Raw genomic sequence first — 24,581 nt, 5'->3', positions numbered from 1 at the left:
AATTTATTATATACCATGTCCTAAAAAATTCTGACAAGTTATTTTCGCAGAAAAGAGATTATATAAAATTATCCGGGGATTGTACCCCGGATAGCATCCCGCCTCCCGGATTTGAACCGGGGACCATGGGCTCTCCGCCTGCCAGCGGAGTGGCTGACTACAGGCCCACGCTCTGCCACTGAGCTAAGGCGGGTCGTTAGGTTATAGCCCTAATCTGCTTAAAAACCTTGTGCTGCAAACATTTTTAAAACTCCCTTCATCCTTTGAACCATGCCCCAGACTCTGGTTGAGAAGATATTCTCACGAGCAAGCGGAAGAGATGTAAAATCAGGAGATTTTGTGTTTGCAGACATAGACCTCGCCATGATCCACGATATTACAGCCCCTCTCGCAATCAAGGCCTTCAGAGAGATTGCCGGAAATGAAGCGAAGGTTTGGAATGCTGACAAAGTTATCATGGCCTTCGACCACCAGGTTCCTGCCGACAGCGTTCAAGCTGCTGAGAACCACAAAACACTGAGAAACTTTACCAAGGAGCAGGGAATTTTGAACTATGATGTCAGAGGTGGGATAGCACATCAGTTGATGGTAGAAAACCACGTGGAGCCGGGAATGCTCATAGTTGGTGCAGACAGTCACACCTGCATGTATGGCGCTCTCGGAGCATTTGCTACAGGCATAGGTTCAACAGATATGGGTTGTGTCCTTGCTCTGGGAAAGCTCTGGTTTAAAGTTCCTGAGTCAATAAGGTTCAATGTTAACGGCAGGCTCGAGAAACATGTTTACGGAAAGGACATAGTTTTGAAGCTAATAGGGATGGTTGGGGCAGATGGAGCAAACTACAAGGCGTGCATATATGCCGGAGAGGTTGTTGAGAGACTGGAAATGTCAGACAGAATGACGATGTGCAATATGGCGATTGAGATGGGCGGAAAAGCCGGAATAGTCGAACCTGATAAGATAACTCTGGACTACCTGAAGTCAGTGGGCAGAGAGTTCAAGGGAGATATAAAGGAGTTGAGAAGCGATGAAGGTGCAGAGTTTCAGGAAGTTGAGCTTGATGTTACTGGAATGGAGCCACAGGTCGCTGTGCCACACAGAGTTGACAACGTCGTAGGTGTATCGGAAGTTGAGGGTACAAAGGTAGATCAGGTATTCATTGGCTCATGCACCAATGGGAGGTATGAGGACTTAAAAATAGCTGCTGAAATTCTGAGGGGAGAAACGGTAGCCTCTAACATCAGGCTCATTGTTATACCGGCAAGCAGAAGGGAGTATCAGAAGGCACTGAAGGATGGGTTGATTGATATTTTCGTCGAGGCGGGAGGACTGGTGGAAGCACCATGCTGTGGTCCCTGCATGGGAGGTAGCTTTGGTCTGATCGCAAGTGGTGAAGTGAGCGTTTCAACGTCAAACAGGAACTTCGTGGGCAGACAGGGAAGCCCTGAGGGCAAAATATATCTTGTAAATCCAGCAGTTGCAGCTGCTACGGCGATTTATGGAGAAATTACAGACCCAGGAAAAATAAAATAATCAGAAAACCATTGGAGTGTATCCTTCATCAATAAATTTGTTCACAAGTTCACCAATATATTCCAGCCTTGTAAAGTCCAGTTTATCCGAGTAACCCTTCATATCGGCAATGAACTTGCATGCAATGGGTTTGTATTCGCCGAGCTGGCTAACAACCATGTCTCTGAAGCTTTCGTCCTCTGCCAATAGGTCTTGGGAGGGGCCAAAGAAGACGATCTCGACACTTTCAGCCCACCCGAACTTGATAGAATTTGCCGCAAAGAGAAGTCCGGCAATTGCTTTTTCCTTTGCTTCTTTCCCGCTTGCTATGATAACGAGCAACTTCGCCATACGTAAAGTTAATAAATTATTAAAAAATTTTTCTGGTAGGCATGAAAAACAAAGGCACGAGATTTGAGAGAGATCTGATAGCCGAGCTTTGGAAGGAAGGTTTTGCAGCGATAAGAGTTGCCGGAAGTGGAGTTTCCACCTTTCCCTGTCCCGATATAGTTGCTGGGAATGGGAAGGTGTATCTGGCCATTGAGGTAAAGATGAGGAAAAAATTACCACTCTATCTGTCATCCGATGAGGTTGCACAACTCGAAAAGTTTTCGGAGAGTTTTGGTGCTGCATCCTATGTAGCTTTGAAGCTCCCACGAAAAAAGTGGAAGTTCTTCACAATCCAGATGCTTGAGAGAACCGAGAAGAACTTCAAGATTGACGATGACATCTATCCTCTCGGTCTTGATCTTAAGGAGGCTATTGGAAAGATCATTCAGAAGAGGTTTGGGTGAGAAAATTTAACTGCCCAGAAGCTCAACTTTTCATCTGCATGAAAAAGGTGAGATGATGAAAGAATTCATTTACTGCGATATATGCAAGGAGGAAACATTGCATGAGATCGTAAGGGCTGAAAAGAACCTTTACCGCTGTACACAGTGTGGAGGATACACAACCCATACCCCAAGAAGGGAGATGAAGATAAGAGCAATTATCAGTTCCGGAGCTGAATCGGTAAAGGGGAGCATAAAAGTCTATGAAGGAGAAAAAATCGAGAAGGGGGATGAATACATAGTTGATACTGAAGACGGGCACAAGATTGGTGAAGTGACCTCTATAGAGATGAAAAATGGCCAGAGGGTTGAGAGCGCGCAATCAGAAGATATTGAGACCGTATGGCTCAGAGACGTAGGAGAAGTGGAATTGAGGATGAGTTTACACAAGAGGAGTGTTACGTCACCATACAAGATGGTCGTTGATGGTGAAACGGAGTTTGAGGTTGGCGAGAACATCTACATTGACGGAAAGAAATTCAGAGTTCACAGGATCAAGCTTATATCTGGCGGAGTTTTAAGGAGAGAAGGTAGTAGAGCGAGAGCGAGAGATATAAGAAGACTTTACGCCAAATATGAGGGGAGATGATTTGAGATCAAAACCTCTTAGGCTGAGAGATTTTGTCAGAGTTGGTGACTGCTTTTTCTCAGTTGTAGGATACAGGAATTCAACGAGTGTGAAGTGCTTTCTGAGATACATCCCAGATGCAAAGGGAGACCGAGTTCTCGGCGAGACTGGAAGGAGATACAGAAAAATCTCTCATGACGAAGCCGTTGAGACGAATGTGGCGAGAAAATACATGAAAAGTGGACTTTTCTTAATACCCCATGAGGACATTGATGAGGTCTACAAGCCCGAGGAGAGACTGGAGTTCGCTTCACGATCCGATGAAGTTGGAAAGATCGTTAGATTCTTTTCTGCAATTCCAAAAACTGAGATGGGAGTGACGGGGTCAAGGCTTCTATCTCTGGAGGGTGATGAGTCTGATGTGGACTTTATAGTTTACGGCAAATGGTGGTTTGAGGCAAGAGAGAAGTTGAGGAAGGGCATCGAGTCAGGAGAGCTATCCGAGCCAGACGAAGCTACTTGGGACTTTATATACAAGAAGAGGAAGGTAACCCTGCCCTATGATGTTTTTCTCGCGCATGAGCGCAGAAAGTATCACAGAGCCTTTCTTGGAAGTACATACTTCGATTTACTCTACGTGAGGGGATATGATGAGCTTGACAGGGATGTTCCGGAAGAAATTGGCAGTAAGAAGGGAAAATATGCTGTCAGGGCAAAAGTTCTGGAGGACTCTCTGACCTTCGACTACCCAGCTTACTACCCCATCTCGCATCCATACATCAAAGCCGTTTTGAGCTTCACACACACCTACGTCGGTCAGGCGTTCATGGGGGAGAGTATTATTGCGAGGGGCGAGCTTGAGGAGATTGATGGAGAGCTTTACCTCATTGTAGGGACGAAGAGGGAAGTTCAGGATGAATTTATCGTTTCCCTCGATCTGCTTGAGAGGGAGGGGCTTAAGACTGAGTTTGAAGAATGGTATCGCGGGCAAGCATAGCAGCCCCCTTTGCGACCGCGTAGTCATCCCTTACCGTATGAATTTCAACTTCAATCGCTGAATGTACCCATTTCTCAACGTTTTCCTGAATTAAAGAGGAATCAAGCCTTCCCCCAATTCTCCCACCGACAGCCACGGCTTCAGGGTTGAGGATCATCACAGCATTGGCCAGAGACATGCAGAAAAGCTTAAATCCATCACATTCGTAAATTTCCCCGCTTTCGATCTTTTTTTCCGCATTTTCTATTGCCCATCCACCAAAATATGCCTCAAGATGTCCTCTCCCACCACAAATACACACCTTTTCTCCACCAACGTATGTATGCCCGATTTCTCCCGCAGCCCCACATCCTCTATAGATTTTACCCTCTGTAATCACACCACCCCCAATCCCTGTTCCAACCGTAACTCCGAGCAGATTGCTATATCCAAGAGTTTTTGAAGCAAAGTAAGCAAAGCAGTTCGCATCGTTATCCACGACGAAGGGTTTTGAGAGGGTAAGATCGGGAATTTCAGGAAGATTGGGCGCATTTATAAACTGAAGACCATCTGGAGTTAGCTTAAGCCAAGCAGCAATCCCTATGCCCACAACACTAACATCTGGCCAGTATTTTTCAATGAATTCAGAAAAACCAGCCAAAATTTCTGCGGTTCTGAATGTTCTAACATCAAAACCGTCATCCATCATCAGGGCAACATCTGTGTTCGTCCCACCAACATCAATTCCGAGTATCATAAACCAGCAACAACGTTATTAATTTTAAAATTCACTTTCCGTCATGGTTAAACTGCTTACTCAGGAGGAGGGAGAGAGGGCTGTAAGACTCGCGAGAGAGGCAATTGAAACCTATCTTGACGAGAGAAAGATTTTGCAGAAAAGATTCAATGGCGTTTTTGCTGAAAAAAGAGGTGTTTTTACAACGCTCACCAAACAGGGCAATCTCAGGGGCTGTATAGGGTTCCCATATCCCATAAAGAGACTGGATGAGGCAATCATAGAGTCCGCCATTTCTGCTGCCGTTGACGATCCGCGTTTTGATCCGGTAAGACTCAGCGAGATGGATGAAATCACCGTTGAGGTTACAGTGCTGACACCACCTGAGAAAATAGAAGTAAAACCGAGAGACCTTCCACAGCACGTTGAAATAGGCAGACACGGTTTGATTGTGAGAATGGGTCCTTTTTCGGGATTGCTTTTACCTCAAGTGGCCGTTGAGTATAAAATGGACTCTGAGGAGTTTCTAAGCGAGACTTGCATGAAAGCCGGCTTACCACCGGACTGCTGGTTAACTGGAGCAGAAGTTTACAGATTCGAGGGGCAGATTTTCAAGGAAGTGGAGCCGAGAGGAAAAATTGTGGAAGTAGATATAAGAAGTTGTAGCCTTTAGCTTGCGATACTTTCCCATCTCTTTTGGATGTCTCTGAACTTCTCCCTCGACAGCTTGTAGTATTCCTCCGCCCTCACATATTCCTTCATTTCTCTATACAGATCGCCAAGGTGCTTGTAGGCTGACGCAACGAACTGGGAAAAATCTGGGTCAATCTTCTCAAGCTCTTTAAATATTTCCAGAGCCTCGTGGAACATCTTCTCAGCTTCGCTATACCTTCCAAGCTTCTTCCTGAACATGGCAAAGTTGCTGAGAAGTATGGCGAGATTCAGTTTGAATGACTCTCTCTCACCAGAAAGATGCCTGTAAAGCTTCTCCGCCTCAACGTAGCAGTCCTCAGCACTGTCAAACTCCCCCAGTTTGACGTAGATTTCAGATGCTGTAGAGAGGCTTTCTGCTATATCCTCTTTATTTCCCAACTTCCTTCTTATCTCAAGAGCCTCTTCAGCCTTCACCTTTGCCTCGTTGTACTTTCCTAACTCGTAGTAGAGTGTGGCAAGATCATTGTCTATCGCTGCAAGCATCTCCTCATCTCCTTCCTCTTCACATATCTTCTCAGCCTCAAGATACATTCTCTCCGCATTCTCTTTCATATCCATCATTACCAGAGCTCTTGCAGCGTTTCTCATCAAAATTGGTGTTATCCTCTTCATATCCAGTTCAAGGCTGAGTTTTATCGCATTCACAGATGAGACAACACATGAGACAAGCGATTGCCTATCATTCTTTTCCACAGCCTCTTGAGAGGCATAAGCAAAGTGGAGAATAAGCATAATCTTTTTCCAAAATCCCTCGAGCTTCTTTATCTCCTCTGCATCTTTAAAAGACTTTTCAATTGTTTCCCTGAGTTCGTCAGGAGCGTTCTCTTTTACATATTCAAAAGCGTCAAAAATTCTGCCCCCCCGCAGCAATTCTTCAACCTTTTTTGCAATTTCCATAGAAACACTGATTTTCAGCATTTAAGAGCTTTTTTGCTAAGGATTAATTTGATATATTTTTCTTGTCACTCGTCAAGAACCTTACCAAAGATTTTGGCAAAGTTTAAGAGGAATCCAAGTGATTTTCTCACGTCCTTGTCCTGCAAGGTTCTAATAATTCCAAAGAACTTCACTTCCTCCGTTTTCGCATGTCTGAGCGCATCAACAACATTTTCGAGAAGGTAAAGTGTCCTGTCATCAATCTTTGTTGCAACCCTCACAACAACCTCAAAATTCCTGATTAGCTTCTCCATCTCTTCTTCGGATAGGTTAGATAAGATATCCAAGAAAGCCAGTAATTTGGGCATAACCTTAATAGCCACTTCCACAGTTTCTTTATTTTCTTCAAGCTTCTTTGACAGTTCTGATAAACTCGAGAGCAACCTTGTCAGTTCTGCAAGTTCACTCTCTTCCATGGAAGTGATGACAACTCTCAAGATAAATATTTAATGACTTCAGCCAAAACACCAACCTTCGCATCGGTTTTAATACAGAAACCACAGTAGTGCGTTTTGGAGGCCTTATAGCCCATTTCTCGAAGCTTTTTCACGACTTCCATGGTTGGAGGTGCTCTCTCAGAAACTCTGCTTGCCATCTGCTGTAAATTATAGGCTGTTGCCACCTCAACTTCTTCCTTCAACTTTTCCACAAAATACCTCAGCTTTCCTTCTGACCTCTCGTAGATTCTGGTGACGAACTCTGACTGCTTCAACTCACCAAGCCAGAGGGGTCCGAGCATGACGAACTTCGACCCGCACTCGCATCTCTCTCTACACTCTCCCATCGCCGTAACTTCCTTTCTCAGGCATCTGGGACAGAAGTTGATGTAACCCACTTTCTCGTAAATCTCTCCAGCCTTTGATGTTGATTTGCGTATGCAGAAATGTACACGGTAGTAGTGCTCCTTTGCCCACGAGATTAGTGGTGTTAAAGCCTTCTCGTATTTCGTTGCTTCTCTAACAACAAATCCAATCAGCATCCTCAGGCCTGTTTCGTGATAAGTGTCTGTCTTTACAGCATACGCTCCGTATTTTTTCAAACCTGAGTTTGTGGCACTTCCGCAAAGGGCAGCGGTGTCCGTTGCGGTAACACTAAGGTATTTTCTTGCTGAAAAGCATGCTGAGTCAATGAAAGTGGCAGGAGAGCCAAAGGGATCAATATCCACGTGTTCAAAGCTTCTTCCTCTCATCAAAATCGAAGCGTCCATGCAGTGAACCTCCGCTTCCAGACCATTGAGTTCCAGATTACGCTTTATGATCTCGACAGCCTTGGGATTCAGATCATTAAAAATGGGTTGCTTTGAAGCTTCCAAAGCCGCTCTGATTCCCCTTACACCGCTTGCTGCAAGGGCGTCGAGATACTCTGCCGAATCAATCTCGGAAAATATGACCATGTCGAGGTCTCTGCAAAACTTCATTCGGGAATTGTAAAACACTCCCTCCGTGATTATCCTCGCCCTTCCCTCTTCAATCATCCAAGTTCCTCCACGATTTCTTCGGCAATCTTATTCCTGTTCATCTCATCAAGGACATACACTCTGAAATCTCTTTTTATCTCCTCAACAAGCCAGTGTTTCGACTTGTAGTGTACCGTAACGAGTATTCTGTCCAGTCTCTTTGCATCTTTCATAAACTCAACAAATTTACGAGTTTTAAGCTCCATCGGGCCTACCTCGTCCACAATCAGAAGATCACAGTCCAAATTTATGTTCTCCAAAAAACTTTCAAGGGATTCAACAAAAACCGCATACTTCCCGACTTTAACTTTACCTTCCCCAACCTTCGCCAGCCACTCTTCACTGCCATCAGAGAGATTCACAAGCTTGAATCCAATCCTTCTACCCCCACTCCTTACCTCTCTCGTTATAAATCCCGAAATCTTAATTCTATCCTTGAGAGCATCGTAAACCTTCATACAAACGGTAGTCTTACCAATTCCCGGTCTGCCAGTTACCGCAATTCTCACATCAACGTTTGAAATGGCAGAGATAAAAAGGATTATCGTAAAGGTTTTTAGTCCTCCAATTAACGGAGCGAGGTATGAAGGTCTTGGTTGCAGAGCCGATCAGTGATGAAGCGGTAGAGTACATGAGAAGAAACGGGCTTGAGGTTGATATCAAGGTGGGCATGAGCAGAGAGGAGTTGATACAGACGATCCCAGAATACGATGCCATCATCGTGAGGAGTCAAACAAAAGTCGACTCAGAGATTCTTGATGCAGCAAAAAATCTGAAAATCATAGGAAGAGCGGGGGTTGGAGTAGACAACATTGACATCGCAACGGCAACGCAGCACGGAATTGTTGTCGTCAATGCTCCGGGCGGGAACACAATCTCCACTGCTGAACATGCAATAGCCCTCATGCTTGCCGCAGCAAGAAAAATTCCACAGGCTGACAGGAGTGTTAAAGAGGGAAAGTGGGAGAGAAAGAAGTTTATGGGCATAGAGCTTAGAGGAAAGACTGCCGGAGTTATTGGGCTTGGTAGAGTGGGGTTCGAAGTTGCGAAGCGCTGCAAGGCTCTTGAGATGAATGTTGTTGCCTTTGACCCCTACGTGCCGAAGGAGAGGGCAGAGCAAATCGGTGTTAAACTGACCGATCTTGACACACTTCTCTCGATCTCCGATGTTATTACCATCCACGTGCCTCGGACGAAGGAGACCATTGGTCTGATCGGAAAGGAGCAGTTCAAGAAGATGAAAGATGGAGTTATTGTCATAAACGCCGCAAGAGGAGGAATTGTTGATGAAAATGCTTTATATGAAGCAATAACCAATGGTAAGGTTTTTGCTGCAGGTATTGATGTTTATGAAAGGGAACCACCGGATTCCAACAACCCTCTTTTGAAGCTTGAGAACGTTGTTACCACTCCCCACATAGCTGCGTCAACAAGAGAAGCCCAGCTCAATGTCGGAATGATCATCGCAGAGGACGTTGTTAACCTCTCAAAGGGGTTGCCAGTGAGAAACGCAGTCAATCTGCCATCAATAGAACCTGCTGAATTCGAGTACATGATGCCCTTCCTGACGCTGGCGGAGAAAATGGGCAAGATAGCAAGCACACGCCTTGGCGGTGCAATAAAGAAGGTGAAGGTAACGTGTAGCGGAAAGCTCGCCAGCAAGAACACAGAATTCGTAACAAGAGCGCTACTTAAAGGCCTCTTTGAGCCGATACTCGGCAGTGAGATTAACCTCGTCTCCGCAAAGCCGGTTGCGGCTGAGAGGGGTATAACTGTTGAGGAGAGCAGAGTCGAGAGTGCGGAGCATTATGAGAGTCTGCTTGAGGTTGTCGTTGAGAGCAATGGTAAAGAAATGTATCTCGCTGGGACATGCTTCGGCAGTGAGTTCAGAATCCTGAAAATTGACGTTTACAACGTCAACTTCGTTCCGAAGGGTCATTACGTGATATCGCTGCACGAAGATAAGCCGGGGGTTATTGGGAGAGTTGGAACGCTCTTTGGCAAGAACAACATCAACATCGCAGGAATGATAGTCGGCAGGAGTGGAGACGAACCTGGAGGGATACAGCTGATGCTCCTTCTCGTTGACGATCCACCGACTGAAGAAGTTCTCAGTGAAATGGTCAAGCTCGATGGAATAATTGATGCCACCTATGTTGAACTTTGAATTTTAATTTATCCCAAAGTTTTATATATTCCTCTCCCAACTGAATGCATGGAACTTCCGAGTTTTGTCTTTCAGGCTCAGGAAAATTTGGTAGAGAGACCATGGGGGGGCGAGTGGATTGCGATGCTTAAGGGGTTCAGACAGAGCGGTATCGGTGAGTCATGGGAGTTTTCCGCTCATCCCTCAAACCCTTCTTTCGTTCTGGTTAACGGTCAGCAGATGAGTATGCCTGAATTTTTTGCGAAATTCAAGGATGAATTGCTTGGAAAGGCTGCCGAGAAATACAGCACATTTCCATTACTCGTCAGGATTGCCGATGTAGCCGGTTCATCCCCCGTCCATGTTCACCCGTCCGATAAGACTGCAGAATCACTTGGTGAGGCAGAGGGAGGTGTTGAGGCAATCTGGATGGTGTTCAACAAGGGCAATGCTTACATTGGATTTAAAGATGATGTAAAGCTGGAGGAGTTGGAGGAGAAATTTGAAGGTGAAGAAGAATTCGATTTCAGAGAATTGCTGAACAAGTTTGAAACCACACCCTATGACACCTTTGTAATAAACCCCGGCATTCCCCATGCAGCCGAGAATTTGAGGCTACTTGAGACGTCCTCAAACTCGACGCTCACGTATTTATTCAAGAAGGAAGATTTTGAGAAGGTTAAAAAAGTGCTGAAGACGAATAAAGTAGAGGATTATGAAGTAAAAGGGCAGAAGGGGAAGGCTGAGACCGAAAACTTTGGCGTTGAGGTTATTGATGTTACAGGAACGGCAGAGATCAGAACTGATGGAGTTATGAATATCATCTACGCTGCTGAGGGTTACTTCCTACTGAAGGGTAAAGAGAGTGTTGATCTGCACCGCGGTTATTCTTGCTTGGTTCCAGCCTCAACAGAATCCTTCAGTGTTGAGAGCGAGAGGGGAAAAATAGTAAGGATATATCTAAAGGTTTAACGCTTTAAGACCTTGAAACTATCGCAACCGTCGCAACTGAATACGGTCCTCCAAGATTGTGGGCGAAGCCTGCTTCGGCATCCTTAACTTGCAAACCCTCTGCCTTGCCGAGAACCTGCTTTGTTAGCTCTGCAACCATTCTCACACCGCTTGCAGCAATTGGATGACCAAAGGATTTCAATCCTCCGTCAGGGTTTATCGGAAAATCACCATCAATGGCGGTCACACCATTCCTTATCAGCTCCGCCCCCTCTCCGGGCTTGCATAGTTGCATGTCCTGATAGTTGATTAGTTCTGTCACTGTGAAGCAGTCATGAACAATGCCAAAGTCAAGCTCTTTCCTTGGATTTTCTATTCCGGCCATCTTATACGCCATTTTCGCTGCCTTTACGGTTGCTGGAAAACTGAGAAAGCTTTCAGATGGGCGATGCCACGGGTGCATGGTCTCAACTGCCATTCCTATCGCCTTTATCACTGCATAATCATCGCCAACCATCTGCTTGGCTATTTCAGGGCGGGTGAGAACAACAGCTGCAGCACCATCACTCACAGCACTGCAATCGAAAACTCCAAGGGGATAGGCAACCATAGGAGCCTTTAAGACCCTTTCTACCGTAACTTCTTTCCTGAAGTGGGCTTTTGGATGTCTCGCTCCGTTGTAGTGGTTTTTGACGGCAACCAATGCCAGGTCCTCTCTCGTCCATCCCCACTCCTTGAAAGCCCTGTTTGCAGCCATAGCAAACATTGCTGGAGCGCTTACTACTGGCATCCCAACACTGAATATGCCTTCGATTGGCGGCAAACCCCTGCTGCCGGCATCCATAAGTTTCTCAACCCCGGCAGCAATGACGATATCGTAAGCACCACTCGCAACGGCAAAAGCAGCGTTTCTGATATTGTCCATTCCCGTTGCACAGTAGTTCTCCACTCTGCTTATTGGCTTCCCGAAAAACTTCACAGTATCACTGAAGACGTTGCCACTGATTCCCGTTGAAGGATAAAAGGTTCCGCACCATACAGCCTCAACATCCTTCAACTCAATGTTGGCATCTGATATGGCTTCATAGGTAGCCTCAACAAGCAAATCCTCATGGTCTTTCTCCCAGTGGTGTCCGAATTTGGTAACACCACAACCTATAACTGCAACTTCCCGCATAAAATCACCTCGGCAAACGGGCTTTCCAGCCGTAATATCTGAAGTTGTTCTTCTCAAATAGCAGTCTAAAGGTTCTCTCAACCTCAGCATCGCATTCTATCCCGTTGAACTCCCTGAGAGTGTCGGTCACCTCAAACATAACCCTACCCCCACCATCCAAGTCAACTACAGCAACGCAGTGTGGATGCACACCATCTCCAGTGTAGTTTCCGGGCATGACGAGATAGTCTACGGTGAAGGTGTATATCTTCCCCCTCTCGCCCAGCCTAACCTCTTCGTAATTATCCTTCGCCCCACACTCGATACAACAACGGCTGATTGGATAACTCACAGTTCCGCAGTTCTGGCACCTCATACCGTAGAAGCGAATAATGGACTTCTCATCTCTCCAGAACTTGGTTAAGGAGGGACGATCAGGTGCATCTCTGATGCCAACAAACCCTCTGTTGTAGAGATAGTCCCCGTAACTAATCTCCTTCCTACTTTCCAGCATCCTCCCAATGTTGCTTTCCATCGCCTCGTCTATTTCTATTGCCAGAACGTCTGCTCCTTCACCATAGCCTCCGAGGAGAATTCTACCTGTTTTTTCAAGCTGAGTGGCAAGCAGAAGGAGAGGGTGGGCAGAACCAGCAATACCTACACTGCTGAAGTAGAACTCTTCAGGTCTTGCTCCAACAGCCTTAAGTAGCCCCTCATAGCTTCTCGGATCGGGAGCAGAGGCAACAATTCTGTCAATATCCGCAGGACTTAAGCCGAGTTTGGCAAATAGTGGCATTGCAGCCTGCTGAACGCTTGAAGCATAACCATACCTCGCGTCAACCCTCATGTCGTAATCTCTTACAGTATCATCACCAGCCAGCATCCATGAACCTGGCAATGGCTTTGTTGATGTGCTATATCCTAAAATCTTGGCTCCTCCCTCCTTTTCAACCACAATTGCAGCGGCAGCATCACCATAAAGCTGCTCGTATAAAGTGCCGGGCTTTGTTGGAATTCTATCAGCAGCAACTACCAGAACTCTGCTGAACCTTCCAGAATCCACGAATTCATTGGCAGTGATTAGCGCATCAGTTGCTGCCCTCATACTGTCCGTGATGTCCATCGTAAAGATGTTTTCGGGCAAATCGAGGGCAGAGGCTATGAAACTCGCACACTGCTTGATTCTGAATGGAGGGGAGGTTGAGGCAAAGATTACCGCATCAAACTTCCCTTCAAGATTCCTTGCTGCTTCTACTGCCATTGTTACGCTGTCCTCATCCCAGTGCGCTACAGCTTTCTCTCCACCAAGAGATGGCATTCCTGTCTCTTTGGAAATTTCATCCCTGCTGAGCTTCCATACTGGCAGATAAACGCTGCAACTACCTATCGAAGCCAAATAACCACCTCCGACATTTTAACAATTTCACCATGATTTTATTTAAGATTTGCCTTTCTGTCTCGAAAATTATGTTTGAGTTGGTTATTTTTAGACCTTTAGATAGCTAAGTTTACAATAAAGTTGTAATTAAAGGGATTAATGTGATGGCTGGTTAATCCAGAAGGAGTGGAGATACGGGTGCCAAAAGTTCTTAGGTTGCTTTACTTAAGGTGGCACCCAAATCCGAACCAATAACTAAATGAAATAAAAAATAAGTGGGTTTCATCAAATCCTCAAAGCCAGCTCGGCAGCCTCTCTCGTAGCGTCAAGAGCTTTTCTCGGCTTCACACAGTCGCCAATCTTGTAGAGTTCTGCAATCTTACCGTTCAGCTCGTCATACAGGCTGTTGTTTGGCTTCGTTCCCACTGCCAGTATTGCTGTATCACACTGCAATTCCCTCTTTTCACCATTCTGCTCAACAACAACAGCATTTGGCTTTATTTCCACAGCCTTTGTGTTGGTGAGCATCTCCACCCCCTTCTCCCTCAAGTAAAGCAGGACAGTCCACCTTGTAGAAATGCCTATATCAGCCCCGATCTTGGGGAGCATTTCGACAATCGTAACTCTTTTGCCTTCACTGGCAAGTTCTGCAGCAACATCACATCCAACCCCTCCCCCACCGATAACAACAACCTTCTCTCCAACCTCTCTTCCTGCCAGAACATCGAAAGCAGTAACAGCATGTTCCACTCCCGGAATGTTTGGAATTAAAGGAGAGGCTCCAACCGCAATTATCGCGACATCTGGATTTTCACCAAGCACCGTTTTGGCGTCTGCTTTTGTGTTGTATCTGACTCTAACACCGAGCTTTGGCAGAACGTTGGTGAAGTACTTGCCCACTTCAGCAAATTCATAGGCGAGGGGCGAGTTTGCTGCCAAGTTGAGCTGCCCTCCAAGCTTGTCAGTTTTCTCGAACAGAACAACTTTGTGACCCTTTCTCGCCAAAAGCTCGGCAGCCATGCAACCTCCGGGACCTCCACCTACTATTACAACCTTCTTTGGAGTTTCTGTTTTCAAATTCTCAAACTCAGCCTCTCTCCCAACCATTGGGTTGACAAGGCATGTTACAGGCTGAGCCTGCATCACCATGTCCATACATCCCTGATTGCAGGCAACGCAGTATTTTATCTCATCAAATCTGCCTTCTTTGGCTTTGTTTGGAAGTTCAGGATCAGCAATCAAAGCTCTCAGCATCGCCACCATGTCAGCTTTACCTTCCTGCAGGATTTTCTCTGCAACAAGTGGGTCATTTATGCGGTGCGAAGCTATGATTGGAATGCTGACTGCACTCTTTATCTCCGCTGCAAGATAAGCATAGCCGCCTCTTGGAACAAGCATTGTTGTTAATGGCTTTCTCGACTCATGCCATCCTGCCATGACGTTTATTGCAACAACTCCAGCATCTTCTAAAATTTTGGCTATCTGCTTCATTTCCCTTACGGTGTTCCCTCCCTCGATGAATTCATCTCCGGGAATTCGTATCATGACTGGATAGTTACCGCATCTTTCTTTGATCATCTCAATTATCTCTACTGCGAATCTTGTTCTGTTTTCCATGCTACCTCCATACTCGTCAGTCCTCTTGTTTGTTGCCGGGCTGAAGAATTGCGATATGAGGTAGCCTGCAGAGCCTATAAGCTCGACTGCATCGAAGCCAGCTTTCTTGGCTCTTAAAGCAGCATCAGCAAATTCTTCTTCGATTTGTAGTATCTCTTCCTTTGTTAACTCCTTGGGGGTTTTTTTGGAGAAGATTGGTGGGGGAATGGGTGAGGGTGCTACAGGAGTTCTACTTGGGTCAAAGGAAATCTCATATCTGCCGGGATGCCATAGCTGCAAGGCGCATTTCACATCATATTCATGAAATACGTCAGCTATCTTCTTCAGATCGGGAATGTATTTGTCGTCGTGGGCAGCGATACCACCAAAGAAGTGGGGCTCAATTTTTGCAACCCCAACAACTGCAAAACCTATGCCACCCTCAGCCCTTTTCCTGTAGAAGGTCAAGAGTTGCTCTGTGACACCACCATCGGGAGTGTGGTAGTTGAGTTCCGCAGCTGGCAACACGATTCGGTTTTTGACCCTCATCCCGCCGAATTCAATTGGTTCAAAGAGTTTCATAACTGCAGTAAAGCGATGATAAACTATAAATTTTTTGGAATTAGTGTAAAATAGCACCACAAATTTTCCCCAAAATTGACCAAAGGAAAGATTTAGGTAAACCAGACATCCCTGAAAAACTTATAATCAGGTTGACAGAAAACCTGTATGGTAAAAAGTGTAGGGAAAAGAGCGGTCGAACTGCTTGATGAGAGCAGAAACTGCGCTTTCTCATCCTTCGTCGCTCTTGCAGAAGCTCTTGGTGTAGATTTGAATGATGGGATGAGGAGCATGTCAATCGGCTTCGCTGGTGGCATTTCCGGGTCAGGACATATTTGCGGGGCGTTATGGGGTTCTGTTGCTATAACAAGTCTTTACACCATGAAAAAGCTCGGAAACCGAGATAACATCAAGGACCCTCTGAAAAGATACATGCCAGTTTACATGAAATGTGCTGAGATATTCAGAAAGTTTGTTGAGGTAAATGGAAGCCCGAACTGCGGCGATCTGAACCCCAACCTCGATCTCACATCTGAAGAGCAGAGGAGAAAATGCAGGGAAATTGTCAGAAATGCGGTTGAAATCACCCTATTTTCCCTTGAAGACCGCAAAATTTAATACAATTTATTCCAAGTAATTCTTAGGCTCCGCCCCTCACGCCCGGGTGAAAAGCATGATCCCGGGTCGGTTGGCGGAGCTACAATCAGTAGATGATTTTGCACTCATCAGCAATTCCTCCTGCGAGCATCACGATATACTGTGAGGCTTTTTTGCAGGCTGTTTCCACAATTGCTTTCTCAACTCCCGGAACGCCGCATGCAACAACCAGCACATTTCTGGTTTCCTTCCTTATCATCGTCTCCCGCGAGTCCCGGTAAGGGAAAACGTGGAGAACTTTCTCCTCATCTGCAAGAACAATCTGGTTCTTTTCCAGTCTGTCATCTTTTCCGCCAATCGGTCTGAATATCTCCCCTTCAGCGGCAAATCTTAACTTTAACTCTCCGCTCACTCTGTCGAGATCGTAAAGGCCGATAGGGACAAAGGTCTCCATGCTCGCAATGTTACCAGCATCAACCACATTGTTTATTCTCGGAATGCTTCCCCTTAACGCTCTCCTAACCAGTGCCTCTCCACTCGGCCTCTGCTTTGTAGGGTCTATCCCTATTCGCCAGTAAAAATCCCTATAGGCTCTGACAACAGGATGTTCCCTGAGATTGTCAACCTCCACCTCTCTCTTCAGCTTTTCTGAAACCTCATTGATAAGCTCCGCTGCCTTCCCTGAATTTTCGATAACCTCAACCTCTCTGACCACATTAACACCGAGAACGACTTTGATAGGTATCTGGATTGTTATCATAGTCTCAAGATGGAAAATTACTTTTTCAAGCTTTCGCACTGTATCAAAACATCCCTCCCTACGCCGAGGTCTTCGTTTTGAGTATCCTACTCTCTTTCCGAAGACGTTCAGAGACAACTCAGACAAGATAATCGTCGTGACCCCCTCCACCTCTTTGGCGAATTATATTATCTACAAATTTGGGTATGAAGGATAATGTGGTTGCCTCTCCTCGATTTTGCTGCATACCACCAAGCCTTGAGGTTCTAAAAAACTCTGCAATTTCTGATGTAATTTTAGGCAGTGGTTGATGTTAACATGGAAAACTTTAAAAAATCATCATCATCAATTGATACATGAAGTGGGGGACTGCGTTCAGACTCGCTTTAAAATCATTTCTTTTCGGTCTTCTATGGTTCATCGTAGGCTTTCTGCTTGTGGTGGGTGCAATATTCCTCTTCATATCCGGGATCAGAATTCTCGCATTCTTTGCTGGTTTTGCAGGCTTGTTCCTGATGTTCTTTGGTTTCTTTGCCGCGATGTTCAAGGTCAGTAGTGGTGTTTTCCTTGGAAAAGACGAGATTTCTATTAGACCAGTAGAGGTTACGTATGAAAGAGAAGGGCTGGCATCAATTCTCGGACAGCTTATTGAGCAGATACTCTCAGAGAAACCAGCAAGGGCTAACATAGCAAGAGATATGAAGGGTTCTGTGGTTGTGAAGGTAAGAGATATGGATGCTACTGCAACTGTCGAGTTCAATCAAGGAAGAATTACTGTTTACAACGGACAGCCCGTAAAAGGAAAATTTTCTGTTATCTCAGCTGATTTTGACGTCATAAACGATTTAGCCACTGGAAGAGCTGGTACGCTTAAGACGATGTTATGGGTGCTCACAAGAAGGCTGAGAATAAAGGGTATAAGGATGGCGAGGAAGTTTCAGAAAATTTTCTCATAAAATCTTTTTTATGGCTTTTTCACCAAACTCGTAAAGCTCTTTTGCCCTGCTCTCTGTCCTGCCCTCAGCATAAATTCTTGCGATTGGTTCAGTCCCTGATGGTCTGATCAACACCCAGCCGTCACTGAAGTCAATCCTCGCCCCATCAATGTGGTTCGCATCTGGAAACTCCCTCCTGAGTCCTTCAAGCAACTTCTTTTTGTCCCTGCACCCCACCTTCCCCTTCACTATGCAGTATCTCGGAATTTCAGCAGCCAGCTCGCTCAGCTTCTTGCCAGTAGCATCCATCAGCTCAAGAACCTTTGCAACGCTCATCCCCCCGTCTCTCGCCACCAGATGCTCCGGAAAAATCAGACCTCCATTTCCCTCACCGCCAAAAATGGCGTTTTTTTCTATCATCACCTTCGCAACAACCGGAGAGCCAACCGGAGTATAGAGAATCTCACCTCCTGCAGCCTTCACAGCATCCTCCACACACTTTGATGATGACACGGGTGTGACAACCACCCCTCCTCCGTTTTCTTCAACATAGTGTTTTGCCATAACAGCCAGCATAACATCCTCACTCACAAATCTTCCTTTTTCATCAACAAAGACTGCCCTATCCGCATCCCCATCATGGGCAACGCCAATATCCGCATTGAAATCCACAACCGCTTTTTTCAGTAGATCAAGGGACTCTTCAACGGGCTCAGGATTTCTTGCAGGAAACCGTCCATCAGGGTTGCAGTTTATTCCGTAAACATCGCAGCCAAGCGATTTCAGTATCTCAGGAGTTGAGAGGCTCCCAGCCCCGTTTCCACAGTCAACCGCAACCCTATACTTTTTGTCGAGTTCAACGCTCTCGACAATGGCATCAATGTATCTCCTCAGACCGTAACAATCCATGTAAAGCTGCCCGACCTCGTCCCAGTTGGCGATTCTGAATTTCTTGCTCATGTAAACTCTCTCACTCTCTTCATCCATTTCCCTGTAGAACTCCACCCCGTTATCCTGAACGAATTTTATCCCGTTATACTCTCGCGGATTGTGGCTTGCCGTTACTATAACTCCCGCTGAACAGTCAGTCTCTTTAACGTAATACTGAAGTGCTGGAGTGGGAGCAATGCCCAAATCAACCACGTCACTTCCCGTTGACATAATACCCGCTGAAACAGCGGATTTGAGCATTGAGCTTGAAATTCTCGTATCACATGCAATGGCAATTTTTCCCGGCCTCAAACTTCCTATAGTTCTCCCCAGATTAAGAGCAATTTCGGCCGTTAATTCTGAATTCGCTATCCCCCTGACACCGTTGGTTCCAAAAAGTTCTCCTGCTCCTCCTGCTCTCATGCTGATTATTCAGGATGAATGTTCAAAAAGTTTTTTACTCAGGTGATTTAGGCACTGTTGATGTTTGAAAGACTGGTTGTTAAACGACCTCTCTCTACAGTCCTTCTCATCTCCTTCATCATCTCGCTATTCATGATTTCTGCATCAAACCTCAAGTTTGGATCAGCAGATTACTCGGATAGCTTTCCCCCATGGGACAAAATTTATCTGAGATATGAGTTGTATTACAAGGACTTTGGCCTTGCCCCAGAGAACGTTTACATTTTTATTAAATCCGATGACGTTTTAACGGCAGACGTTTTTAAATATATGCTTTCTCTCCAAAACGCCCTTGTGCACATAGAGGGTGTTATCTCCACCACATCCCCCGCTTCAGTAGTCAATGAAATGTTTGGCTCCATACCGGATGATGAAGTTCTGCTGGAAACCATTGCTGAAAGCTACGCCCGCGATTTGCTTCCTGATCAAAACTTCGCTTTGATTTCAGTCCAGATAGAGAGAATGGAAAGTGACAAACTGATGGCGGTCGCCAAGGAGATTGAAAAGGTAATATCATTCCTACCCCAGCCTTCGGGTGTTTCTGTAGATGTTACGGGTGGAGCCGTGCTGATGTATCAGATCACGAAGGCCGTTCAGGAGGATGTTTACAGAACTTTCTTTGTAGCTTCCGTCATAATGGTTCTTGTCCTTGCTGTGGTATTCAGCGGTGTGGTCAGACGAAAAGTGACTGTGCTGTTCCCACTGCTAATATCGTTGCTTTCCGTTTCGATTATGGTCGGATCAATGCCACTCTTCAGACTTAAAATGACCGAATACGTTTCTGCAACCGTCCCAATTCTCGTAGGTCTTGCTATTGACTACGCAGCCCAGCTTCAAAACAGATTTGAAGAGGAAAGAAACGAAGGCAGAGATGTGGAAAATGCTGTAGTGCGGGCAATTAGAACGACCAGATTTCCACTCTTCATGGCAATGGCGACAACGGTTATAGGCTTTACATCAATGGGTGCCCCCGGAATCCCATCACTGGTTTGGTTTGGAACTCTTATGTCGCTTGGACTTCTATCTGCCTTCTTCCTCTCCCTCGTGTTCCTGCCTGCAGTGCTGAGGATAGCTGATAAAGATGCAGGAAGAGCATCCTACGCTCCCGGAATTCTCGAAAAAGTTCTGACATCAATTGCAAAGCTAACAATTACGAATTCAAAGAAAATTCTGGCACTTACAGCAGTTTTAATCATTCTTGGCGCGTATGCGACCACACAAGTCCAGCTTGAAACCAACAGAAGGAAGTACGCCCCACAAGATTTGCCCGCACTCGTTAAATTTGAAGAACTGGAAAGATCAGTCTCTCCACAATACGTTTATGCCATCGTCCTCTCCGTTGACAGAATTGACGCAAACAATGTTGCTAAAGCTGAGGAGCTTGCAAAATATATTTCCAATAGAGAGAAAGAAGTTTACAGCTATGAAACTATTGGAAAAACTCTTAAGGACTTTTTTGGCACTATCCCATCAGCCGAAAGAGAATTTACAGTAGCCCTCTCAAACATACCCGAAAGTCTGTATAATAGATTTGTTTCTGGAAACCACATGGTAATTCTCCTTTACACCAATACACAAACAGAAGAAGAGGTAAACCACGCAATGAGAAACTTTGAAGAGGATATTCGGTTTTTTGGGTGGGACGGAGATTACTACATAACGGGATTCCCTGTCATCCTAGCACACCTCAGCGAGGTTCTGTTCAGCAGCCTAAACCTGATGACTGCAGTTGCTTATTTACTCATCGTTGTATTTCTTCTTCTCTCCTACCGCTCCATCCTAAGAGCGGTAATACCCCTAATCAGTATCTCAGTGGCTGTTGCTGCGATGAACCTGTGCATGGTGGTTATGGGTATAAAGCAGACGACGATCTCCATAGCCCTCAACTCAATAGTTCTGGGTATGGGCATTGATTATTCTATCCACATCACCGAGAGGTACTTCGAGGAGAGAGGAAAGCTTGGTGTGGAGGAATCGGTAAAGAGGACTATCGAGAGGACGGGAAAAGCAGTCCTAACCTCAGCACTTACAACGGCGGGTGGGTTTGGGGCACTATACTTCTCGTCATTCCCAGTTTTAAGCAACTTCGGAGTTCTTGCATTCATCGCGGTAATCTTCAGCCTTGTATCTGCGGTCTCGATAGTCCCAGCTTTCCTGATTCTCTACGAATCGAGGAAGTCTTACTTCAGCGAAATCCGAAATATTATTTGACTCGCAGTCCTTAGTTTTCTCCTGATTTCGGGGAGTTCATACATGTAAAGCGTGAAAACACCATTTAGAATTCTATCGTATCCGAATGCCTTCTTTATGAACTCAGCATGCAGCTTGTCTCTGACATAGATAACCCTCTCTCCTCCAATATCGTTCATTTCGAGAATAATCGGAATCCTGAACTTTGCCCAGTCAAGTTCATCAACGTGCTTTGCTATGAACTCAAGTTCCTTCTTTTCTACATAATACTCGTTACCATCCTTTGCCCTGATCATGGGGTCTTTCTCCTTCAGCATCTCAGCAAGGTTTCTCGTCTTTGCAGGCATGTGCTTGTTTACAGCCTCAATCATTTTAGCAAGCATCTTTTCGTTCATTTTACTACCTCCAGCTGAATTTTAACTCCTCCTTTCCTTATTCCGGTGAGTTCTGCTGCATTACCCTCCCTCACGCTGAGTTCAACGGTTCCAAAGCTTCCTATAAGTGCGAGTGGTTCTCCAATATCAACATCCGAGTAAGTCCTCACAAGTGGAAATTCTATTCCACTGAGGTAAAAGGCTTTCGCCCTCACCTCCTCTCCTCTGAGATTGGTCACTATGTTGCCAAATCTATCCACATAAGCCACCCTGCACCTAACTCTTTCTTCCTCTATCGAATAGTCGAACAGATCAAGCTTTACAATACCGTCTATCTCCTCAAAATACTTCTCGAGCCTGCCATACGAAACCAAAGCTGCCGCTGGTGCAAAAACATCTCTACCGTGAAATGTCGTCGAAAGTTCTCCGACAAGCTCAGAAATATCCTCTCGTATTCTGTAAACCTTTTTAATTCCATCTTCCGAAGCAGAGGGGTAAAGAATGCCGTTATCAGGACCGACAAAGCATTGGTTCTCTGTTATGACCGCAATAGCCCTTCTATCCCCGCCCACTCCCGGGTCTACAACAGCAACATGAACAGCATTTTCAAAATACCTGTATGCATGGTAAAGCAGAAAAGCCCCCTGAAAGACATTCTGGGGCTCGACTTCATGGGTTATGTCCACTATCCTGACATCCGGTGAAATTCTCAGGATTACTCCCTTCATGACGCCCGGATAGTATTCTCCAAAGTCAGTGAGCAACGTTACAACCTTCATGTTGCAAACATCATCCTTATACCATCTCTCAGCCCCGGTGCCAGCCCAAGAACAATAAGCACGAACTTAATATAATTTTTCAGCTTCTCTTCCTCCTCCGAAGTGTCAAGCAGATACAGAATAGCAAAAAAGACAAAAAACTTCACAGTTGGGAGAGAAATGGCGCCAAACTTCTCTATCAGAAATCTTGGAAGGACATGCAACTCCCAATACCCGAGATACGTTATGCCGAAATACGTTTCAAATCCGTCGAGCATATGTGAGAACATTACCAATACACTCAGATCATTTTTCATCGCTTTCGGAGAGACCAAGAAAAATATAGAGGAAACGGCTGCTGAAAGTGCAAGACCAGCTGGAATAACCCACCAGTAGACTGTCTTAAGATTGGCAAAAAGCAGTATCAGTATACCTAAGCTCAAAGCCAACCCAACAGCCGAATACGGCCTGTAGTATCCATCACCAAACTTTCTGATAGAAACTATCAAGGTGGGAAAAGCTATGGTGAAAACGAGCATGTAAATAAAGGGTGACATGAAAATGTATGAGAGAGGAGGAGTCAAAAAACCCGCGTCCTCCACAACTCGAACGGAAGATCCAAGGAGAATATAAGGAATGTTGGCATAAACAAACTTTCTATCAATTTTGATTCTTTTCTCCAGATATCTATATATCAACACGACTGCCAGAATCAGAATTAAAGCCCATGTCAGGGTGTTTACCGGATTGTAGCCCTCTTTGTATACTATGGAGTCTATGTAATACTCCTTGATGAAATTCCAGAAGATATCCATGCCCTCAGTATTTTTACAGTTTAAATAACCTTCCATATATGTCCATACAAACGCATACGTCCAAGACAAAGTTAACCAAAATGCTTATAAAACAACCTAATGCGGAGAGAGAAGAGGAGGTGATAACATCATAGAGGTGGCGAGAGACGAAGAGAGGGGGAACTATCTCTACTTTGTCCCCGATAAGTGTGTTGGATGTGGTATGTGCGAATCAGTCTGCCCAAAGATGGCAATAGCTGTATACAGAAACGGCAGTGGATTTGAGGTCGAAATTGGAAAGAGCTGTGCTGTCTGCGGAACTTGCAGCGACTTCTGCCAGTTTGGTGCACTGAGCTTCTACAGAAATGGCAAAGAAGGTGGAATATATTCCGAAATTTTGAAAGAGGAGATGGGATTTAAGAAAATTGAGGTAGATTTGGATAGTTGTATTTTATGCTCACTTTGTATGAAAAACTGTCCACGAGATGCTATTAAGGTTGTTAGAAGGGTAGACCTGAAGAAGCTGAGAAAAGGGGAGATAAGCATCGGTGATGGCTGTATAGAGTGTAGGCTGTGTGTTGAGAACTGCCCAACAAAGGCAGTAAAAATTTACCATGGGAAGCCCGTTATTGACGAAAGTAAGTGCATCTACTGTGAAATATGCTCCAAGGTCTGTCCAATGGATGTTATTTCGGTCCGATGCGACTCATGCAGAATCTTCGAGCAAAGGAAGGATGCCGTTAGTGGAACCGTGATTGTGGACGAGCATACCTGTTCAACTTGTGGCATTTGCAGGGAAAACTGTCCTACCGGTGCAATTGAGATCAACAGAATATTTGAAGGGGAGCAGAGATGGAGCAAAGAAAGATGTTTTGAAGACTGCACAGTTTGCAGGGATATCTGCCCAAATGAGGCTATATCTTACAGTTACGAGCCTGAAAAGACTGTGATCTTCAGTGACAGATGCAATTACTGTGGAACCTGTGAGAGATACTGTCCCGGAGGTGCAATTGAGATTGATAGAAGGCTGAAAGAGGAAATTGAAGTCGAGTTCCGAAAAGTGAAAGAAGAGAGGAGGCGAGAAATAAGAGTTGCAGACGGGTGTATCGGTTGCGGAATCTGTGAGAGTATATGCCCAGTAAGCAAAGACGGAAAGACGATAGAGATCGTTGGTGGTCGAGCGGAGGGGAAAGTAAGTGAGTACTGCACTGCTTGTGGACTTTGCGTGGTCAACTGTCCTGTAGGTGTTATTGCGGTCAGAGAATTTAGAGAAGAAGTCTGAA

At 45.4% G+C, this 24,581-nt stretch carries 25 protein-coding genes and 1 tRNA gene; 11 read left to right on the top strand and 15 right to left on the bottom strand.

The annotated features are described in order from the left end of the window. Positions 1-96: 96 nt before the first annotated feature. Positions 97-193, bottom strand: a tRNA-Tyr gene (locus tag BP688_RS03070). 77 nt (positions 194-270) lie between these two features. On the opposite strand from BP688_RS03070, the gene BP688_RS03065 reads away from it, so the two are divergent. Continuing rightward, positions 271-1,533 (top strand): 3-isopropylmalate dehydratase large subunit, encoded by a 1,263-nt coding sequence (locus tag BP688_RS03065; RefSeq protein WP_290596053.1) that lies wholly within the window; start codon positions 271-273, stop codon positions 1,531-1,533. Here BP688_RS03065 and BP688_RS03060 read toward each other — a convergent pair whose 3' ends face one another. After that, the gene (locus BP688_RS03060) at positions 1,534-1,863 is read right to left on the bottom strand and encodes a hypothetical protein (protein WP_290596054.1); all 330 of its coding nucleotides are present in this window, start codon (positions 1,861-1,863) and stop codon (positions 1,534-1,536) included. Positions 1,864-1,904: 41 nt separating this feature from the next. Between BP688_RS03060 and hjc the strand changes: the two genes are divergently transcribed. The 3 genes from hjc to BP688_RS03045 are packed head-to-tail and all read left to right on the top strand — an operon-like array spanning position 1,905 to position 3,910. Further along, on the top strand, positions 1,905-2,306 hold the full coding sequence (gene hjc / locus BP688_RS03055) for a Holliday junction resolvase Hjc (RefSeq protein WP_290596055.1): 402 nt from the start codon (positions 1,905-1,907) through the stop codon (positions 2,304-2,306). Positions 2,307-2,361: 55 nt separating this feature from the next. Beyond that, positions 2,362-2,934 carry an HVO_0476 family zinc finger protein gene (locus BP688_RS03050; protein ID WP_290596056.1) on the top strand — a complete coding sequence of 191 codons (573 nt, stop codon included), beginning with the start codon at positions 2,362-2,364 and terminating at the stop codon, positions 2,932-2,934. 1 nt (position 2,935) lies between these two features. Beyond that, positions 2,936-3,910, top strand: a complete 975-nt coding sequence (locus BP688_RS03045; protein ID WP_290596057.1) for a nucleotidyltransferase domain-containing protein — start codon at positions 2,936-2,938, stop codon at positions 3,908-3,910. On the opposite strand, the gene BP688_RS03040 is transcribed toward BP688_RS03045, so the two are convergent. Continuing rightward, a complete protein-coding gene (locus BP688_RS03040) occupies positions 3,870-4,646 on the bottom strand; it encodes an ROK family protein (protein WP_290596058.1) in 777 nt (258 codons plus the stop codon). The two genes, BP688_RS03045 and BP688_RS03040, sit on opposite strands and share 41 nt — an antisense overlap. Before the next feature lie 43 nt (positions 4,647-4,689). On the opposite strand from BP688_RS03040, the gene BP688_RS03035 reads away from it, so the two are divergent. After that, complete coding sequence (locus BP688_RS03035) at positions 4,690-5,298, top strand: TIGR00296 family protein (RefSeq protein ID WP_290596059.1); 609 nt, start codon at positions 4,690-4,692, stop codon at positions 5,296-5,298. On the opposite strand, the gene BP688_RS03030 is transcribed toward BP688_RS03035, so the two are convergent. From BP688_RS03030 to BP688_RS03015, 4 genes are all read right to left on the bottom strand, one after another. Then, a complete protein-coding gene (locus BP688_RS03030; protein WP_290596060.1) occupies positions 5,295-6,236 on the bottom strand; it encodes a tetratricopeptide repeat protein in 942 nt (313 codons plus the stop codon). The genes BP688_RS03035 and BP688_RS03030 overlap by 4 nt on opposite strands. A gap of 65 nt (positions 6,237-6,301) precedes the next feature. After that, a complete protein-coding gene (locus BP688_RS03025; protein ID WP_290596061.1) occupies positions 6,302-6,691 on the bottom strand; it encodes a DUF1641 domain-containing protein in 390 nt (129 codons plus the stop codon). A gap of 17 nt (positions 6,692-6,708) precedes the next feature. Then, entirely contained in the window at positions 6,709-7,749 is a 1,041-nt protein-coding gene (locus tag BP688_RS03020; RefSeq protein ID WP_290596062.1) for a tRNA (guanine(10)-N(2))-dimethyltransferase, read from the bottom strand. Then, a complete protein-coding gene (locus tag BP688_RS03015; RefSeq protein ID WP_290596063.1) occupies positions 7,746-8,240 on the bottom strand; it encodes an NTPase in 495 nt (164 codons plus the stop codon). Before BP688_RS03015 ends, BP688_RS03020 begins: the two co-directional genes overlap by 4 nt. 74 nt (positions 8,241-8,314) lie before the next feature. Here BP688_RS03015 and serA point away from each other — a divergent pair, with 74 nt between their 5' ends. Then, positions 8,315-9,898: a phosphoglycerate dehydrogenase gene (gene serA / locus BP688_RS03010; protein ID WP_290596064.1), complete on the top strand. Its 1,584-nt coding sequence runs from the start codon at positions 8,315-8,317 to the stop codon at positions 9,896-9,898. 48 nt (positions 9,899-9,946) lie between these two features. Beyond that, positions 9,947-10,849 carry a mannose-6-phosphate isomerase, class I gene (gene manA / locus BP688_RS03005; protein WP_290623598.1) on the top strand — a complete coding sequence of 301 codons (903 nt, stop codon included), beginning with the start codon at positions 9,947-9,949 and terminating at the stop codon, positions 10,847-10,849. Between the two features lie 4 nt (positions 10,850-10,853). Here the strand turns inward: manA and BP688_RS03000 are convergent, their stop codons facing one another. The 3 genes from BP688_RS03000 to BP688_RS02990 all read right to left on the bottom strand — a co-directional run bounded on the left by BP688_RS03000 (position 10,854) and on the right by BP688_RS02990 (position 15,540). Further along, a complete protein-coding gene (locus tag BP688_RS03000) occupies positions 10,854-12,005 on the bottom strand; it encodes an acetyl-CoA acetyltransferase (RefSeq protein WP_290596066.1) in 1,152 nt (383 codons plus the stop codon). A 4-nt stretch (positions 12,006-12,009) separates the two neighbouring features. Next, positions 12,010-13,380, bottom strand: a complete 1,371-nt coding sequence (locus BP688_RS02995) for an OB-fold domain-containing protein (RefSeq protein WP_290623596.1) — start codon at positions 13,378-13,380, stop codon at positions 12,010-12,012. 267 nt (positions 13,381-13,647) lie between these two features. Next, entirely contained in the window at positions 13,648-15,540 is a 1,893-nt protein-coding gene (locus BP688_RS02990; RefSeq protein ID WP_290623594.1) for an oxidoreductase, read from the bottom strand. A 147-nt stretch (positions 15,541-15,687) separates the two neighbouring features. On the opposite strand from BP688_RS02990, the gene BP688_RS02985 reads away from it, so the two are divergent. Next, positions 15,688-16,137 carry a C-GCAxxG-C-C family protein gene (locus BP688_RS02985; protein WP_290596069.1) on the top strand — a complete coding sequence of 150 codons (450 nt, stop codon included), beginning with the start codon at positions 15,688-15,690 and terminating at the stop codon, positions 16,135-16,137. 85 nt (positions 16,138-16,222) lie between these two features. Here BP688_RS02985 and BP688_RS02980 read toward each other — a convergent pair whose 3' ends face one another. Next, positions 16,223-16,876 (bottom strand): B3/B4 domain-containing protein, encoded by a 654-nt coding sequence (locus tag BP688_RS02980; RefSeq protein WP_290596070.1) that lies wholly within the window; start codon positions 16,874-16,876, stop codon positions 16,223-16,225. Positions 16,877-17,211: 335 nt separating this feature from the next. Between BP688_RS02980 and BP688_RS02975 the strand changes: the two genes are divergently transcribed. After that, complete coding sequence (locus BP688_RS02975) at positions 17,212-17,811, top strand: SCP2 sterol-binding domain-containing protein (RefSeq protein ID WP_290596071.1); 600 nt, start codon at positions 17,212-17,214, stop codon at positions 17,809-17,811. Here BP688_RS02975 and glmM read toward each other — a convergent pair. Beyond that, the gene (gene glmM, locus BP688_RS02970) at positions 17,806-19,143 is read right to left on the bottom strand and encodes a phosphoglucosamine mutase (RefSeq protein ID WP_290596072.1); all 1,338 of its coding nucleotides are present in this window, start codon (positions 19,141-19,143) and stop codon (positions 17,806-17,808) included. The two genes, BP688_RS02975 and glmM, sit on opposite strands and share 6 nt — an antisense overlap. A gap of 60 nt (positions 19,144-19,203) precedes the next feature. Here glmM and BP688_RS02965 point away from each other — a divergent pair, with 60 nt between their 5' ends. Further along, positions 19,204-21,393, top strand: a complete 2,190-nt coding sequence (locus BP688_RS02965) for an efflux RND transporter permease subunit (protein WP_290623592.1) — start codon at positions 19,204-19,206, stop codon at positions 21,391-21,393. Here BP688_RS02965 and BP688_RS02960 read toward each other — a convergent pair. The 3 genes from BP688_RS02960 to BP688_RS02950 are packed head-to-tail and all read right to left on the bottom strand — an operon-like array spanning position 21,363 to position 23,319. Further along, positions 21,363-21,767, bottom strand: a complete 405-nt coding sequence (locus BP688_RS02960; RefSeq protein ID WP_290595774.1) for a DUF61 family protein — start codon at positions 21,765-21,767, stop codon at positions 21,363-21,365. The two genes, BP688_RS02965 and BP688_RS02960, sit on opposite strands and share 31 nt — an antisense overlap. Then, positions 21,764-22,525, bottom strand: a complete 762-nt coding sequence (locus tag BP688_RS02955) for an SAM hydrolase/SAM-dependent halogenase family protein (protein WP_290595776.1) — start codon at positions 22,523-22,525, stop codon at positions 21,764-21,766. The genes BP688_RS02960 and BP688_RS02955 overlap by 4 nt, the downstream gene beginning before the upstream one ends. Continuing rightward, entirely contained in the window at positions 22,522-23,319 is a 798-nt protein-coding gene (locus BP688_RS02950) for a DUF63 family protein (RefSeq protein ID WP_290595778.1), read from the bottom strand. The genes BP688_RS02955 and BP688_RS02950 overlap by 4 nt, the downstream gene beginning before the upstream one ends. Before the next feature lie 136 nt (positions 23,320-23,455). Between BP688_RS02950 and BP688_RS02945 the strand changes: the two genes are divergently transcribed. Further along, positions 23,456-24,580, top strand: a complete 1,125-nt coding sequence (locus tag BP688_RS02945) for a 4Fe-4S binding protein (RefSeq protein ID WP_290595780.1) — start codon at positions 23,456-23,458, stop codon at positions 24,578-24,580. Position 24,581 lies beyond the last annotated feature (1 nt).

The organism is Archaeoglobus sp. UBA230 (genome assembly GCA_002507545.1).
GTDB lineage: Archaea > Halobacteriota > Archaeoglobi > Archaeoglobales > Archaeoglobaceae > Archaeoglobus.
This window is presented reverse-complemented; position numbering and strand designations above follow the sequence as displayed.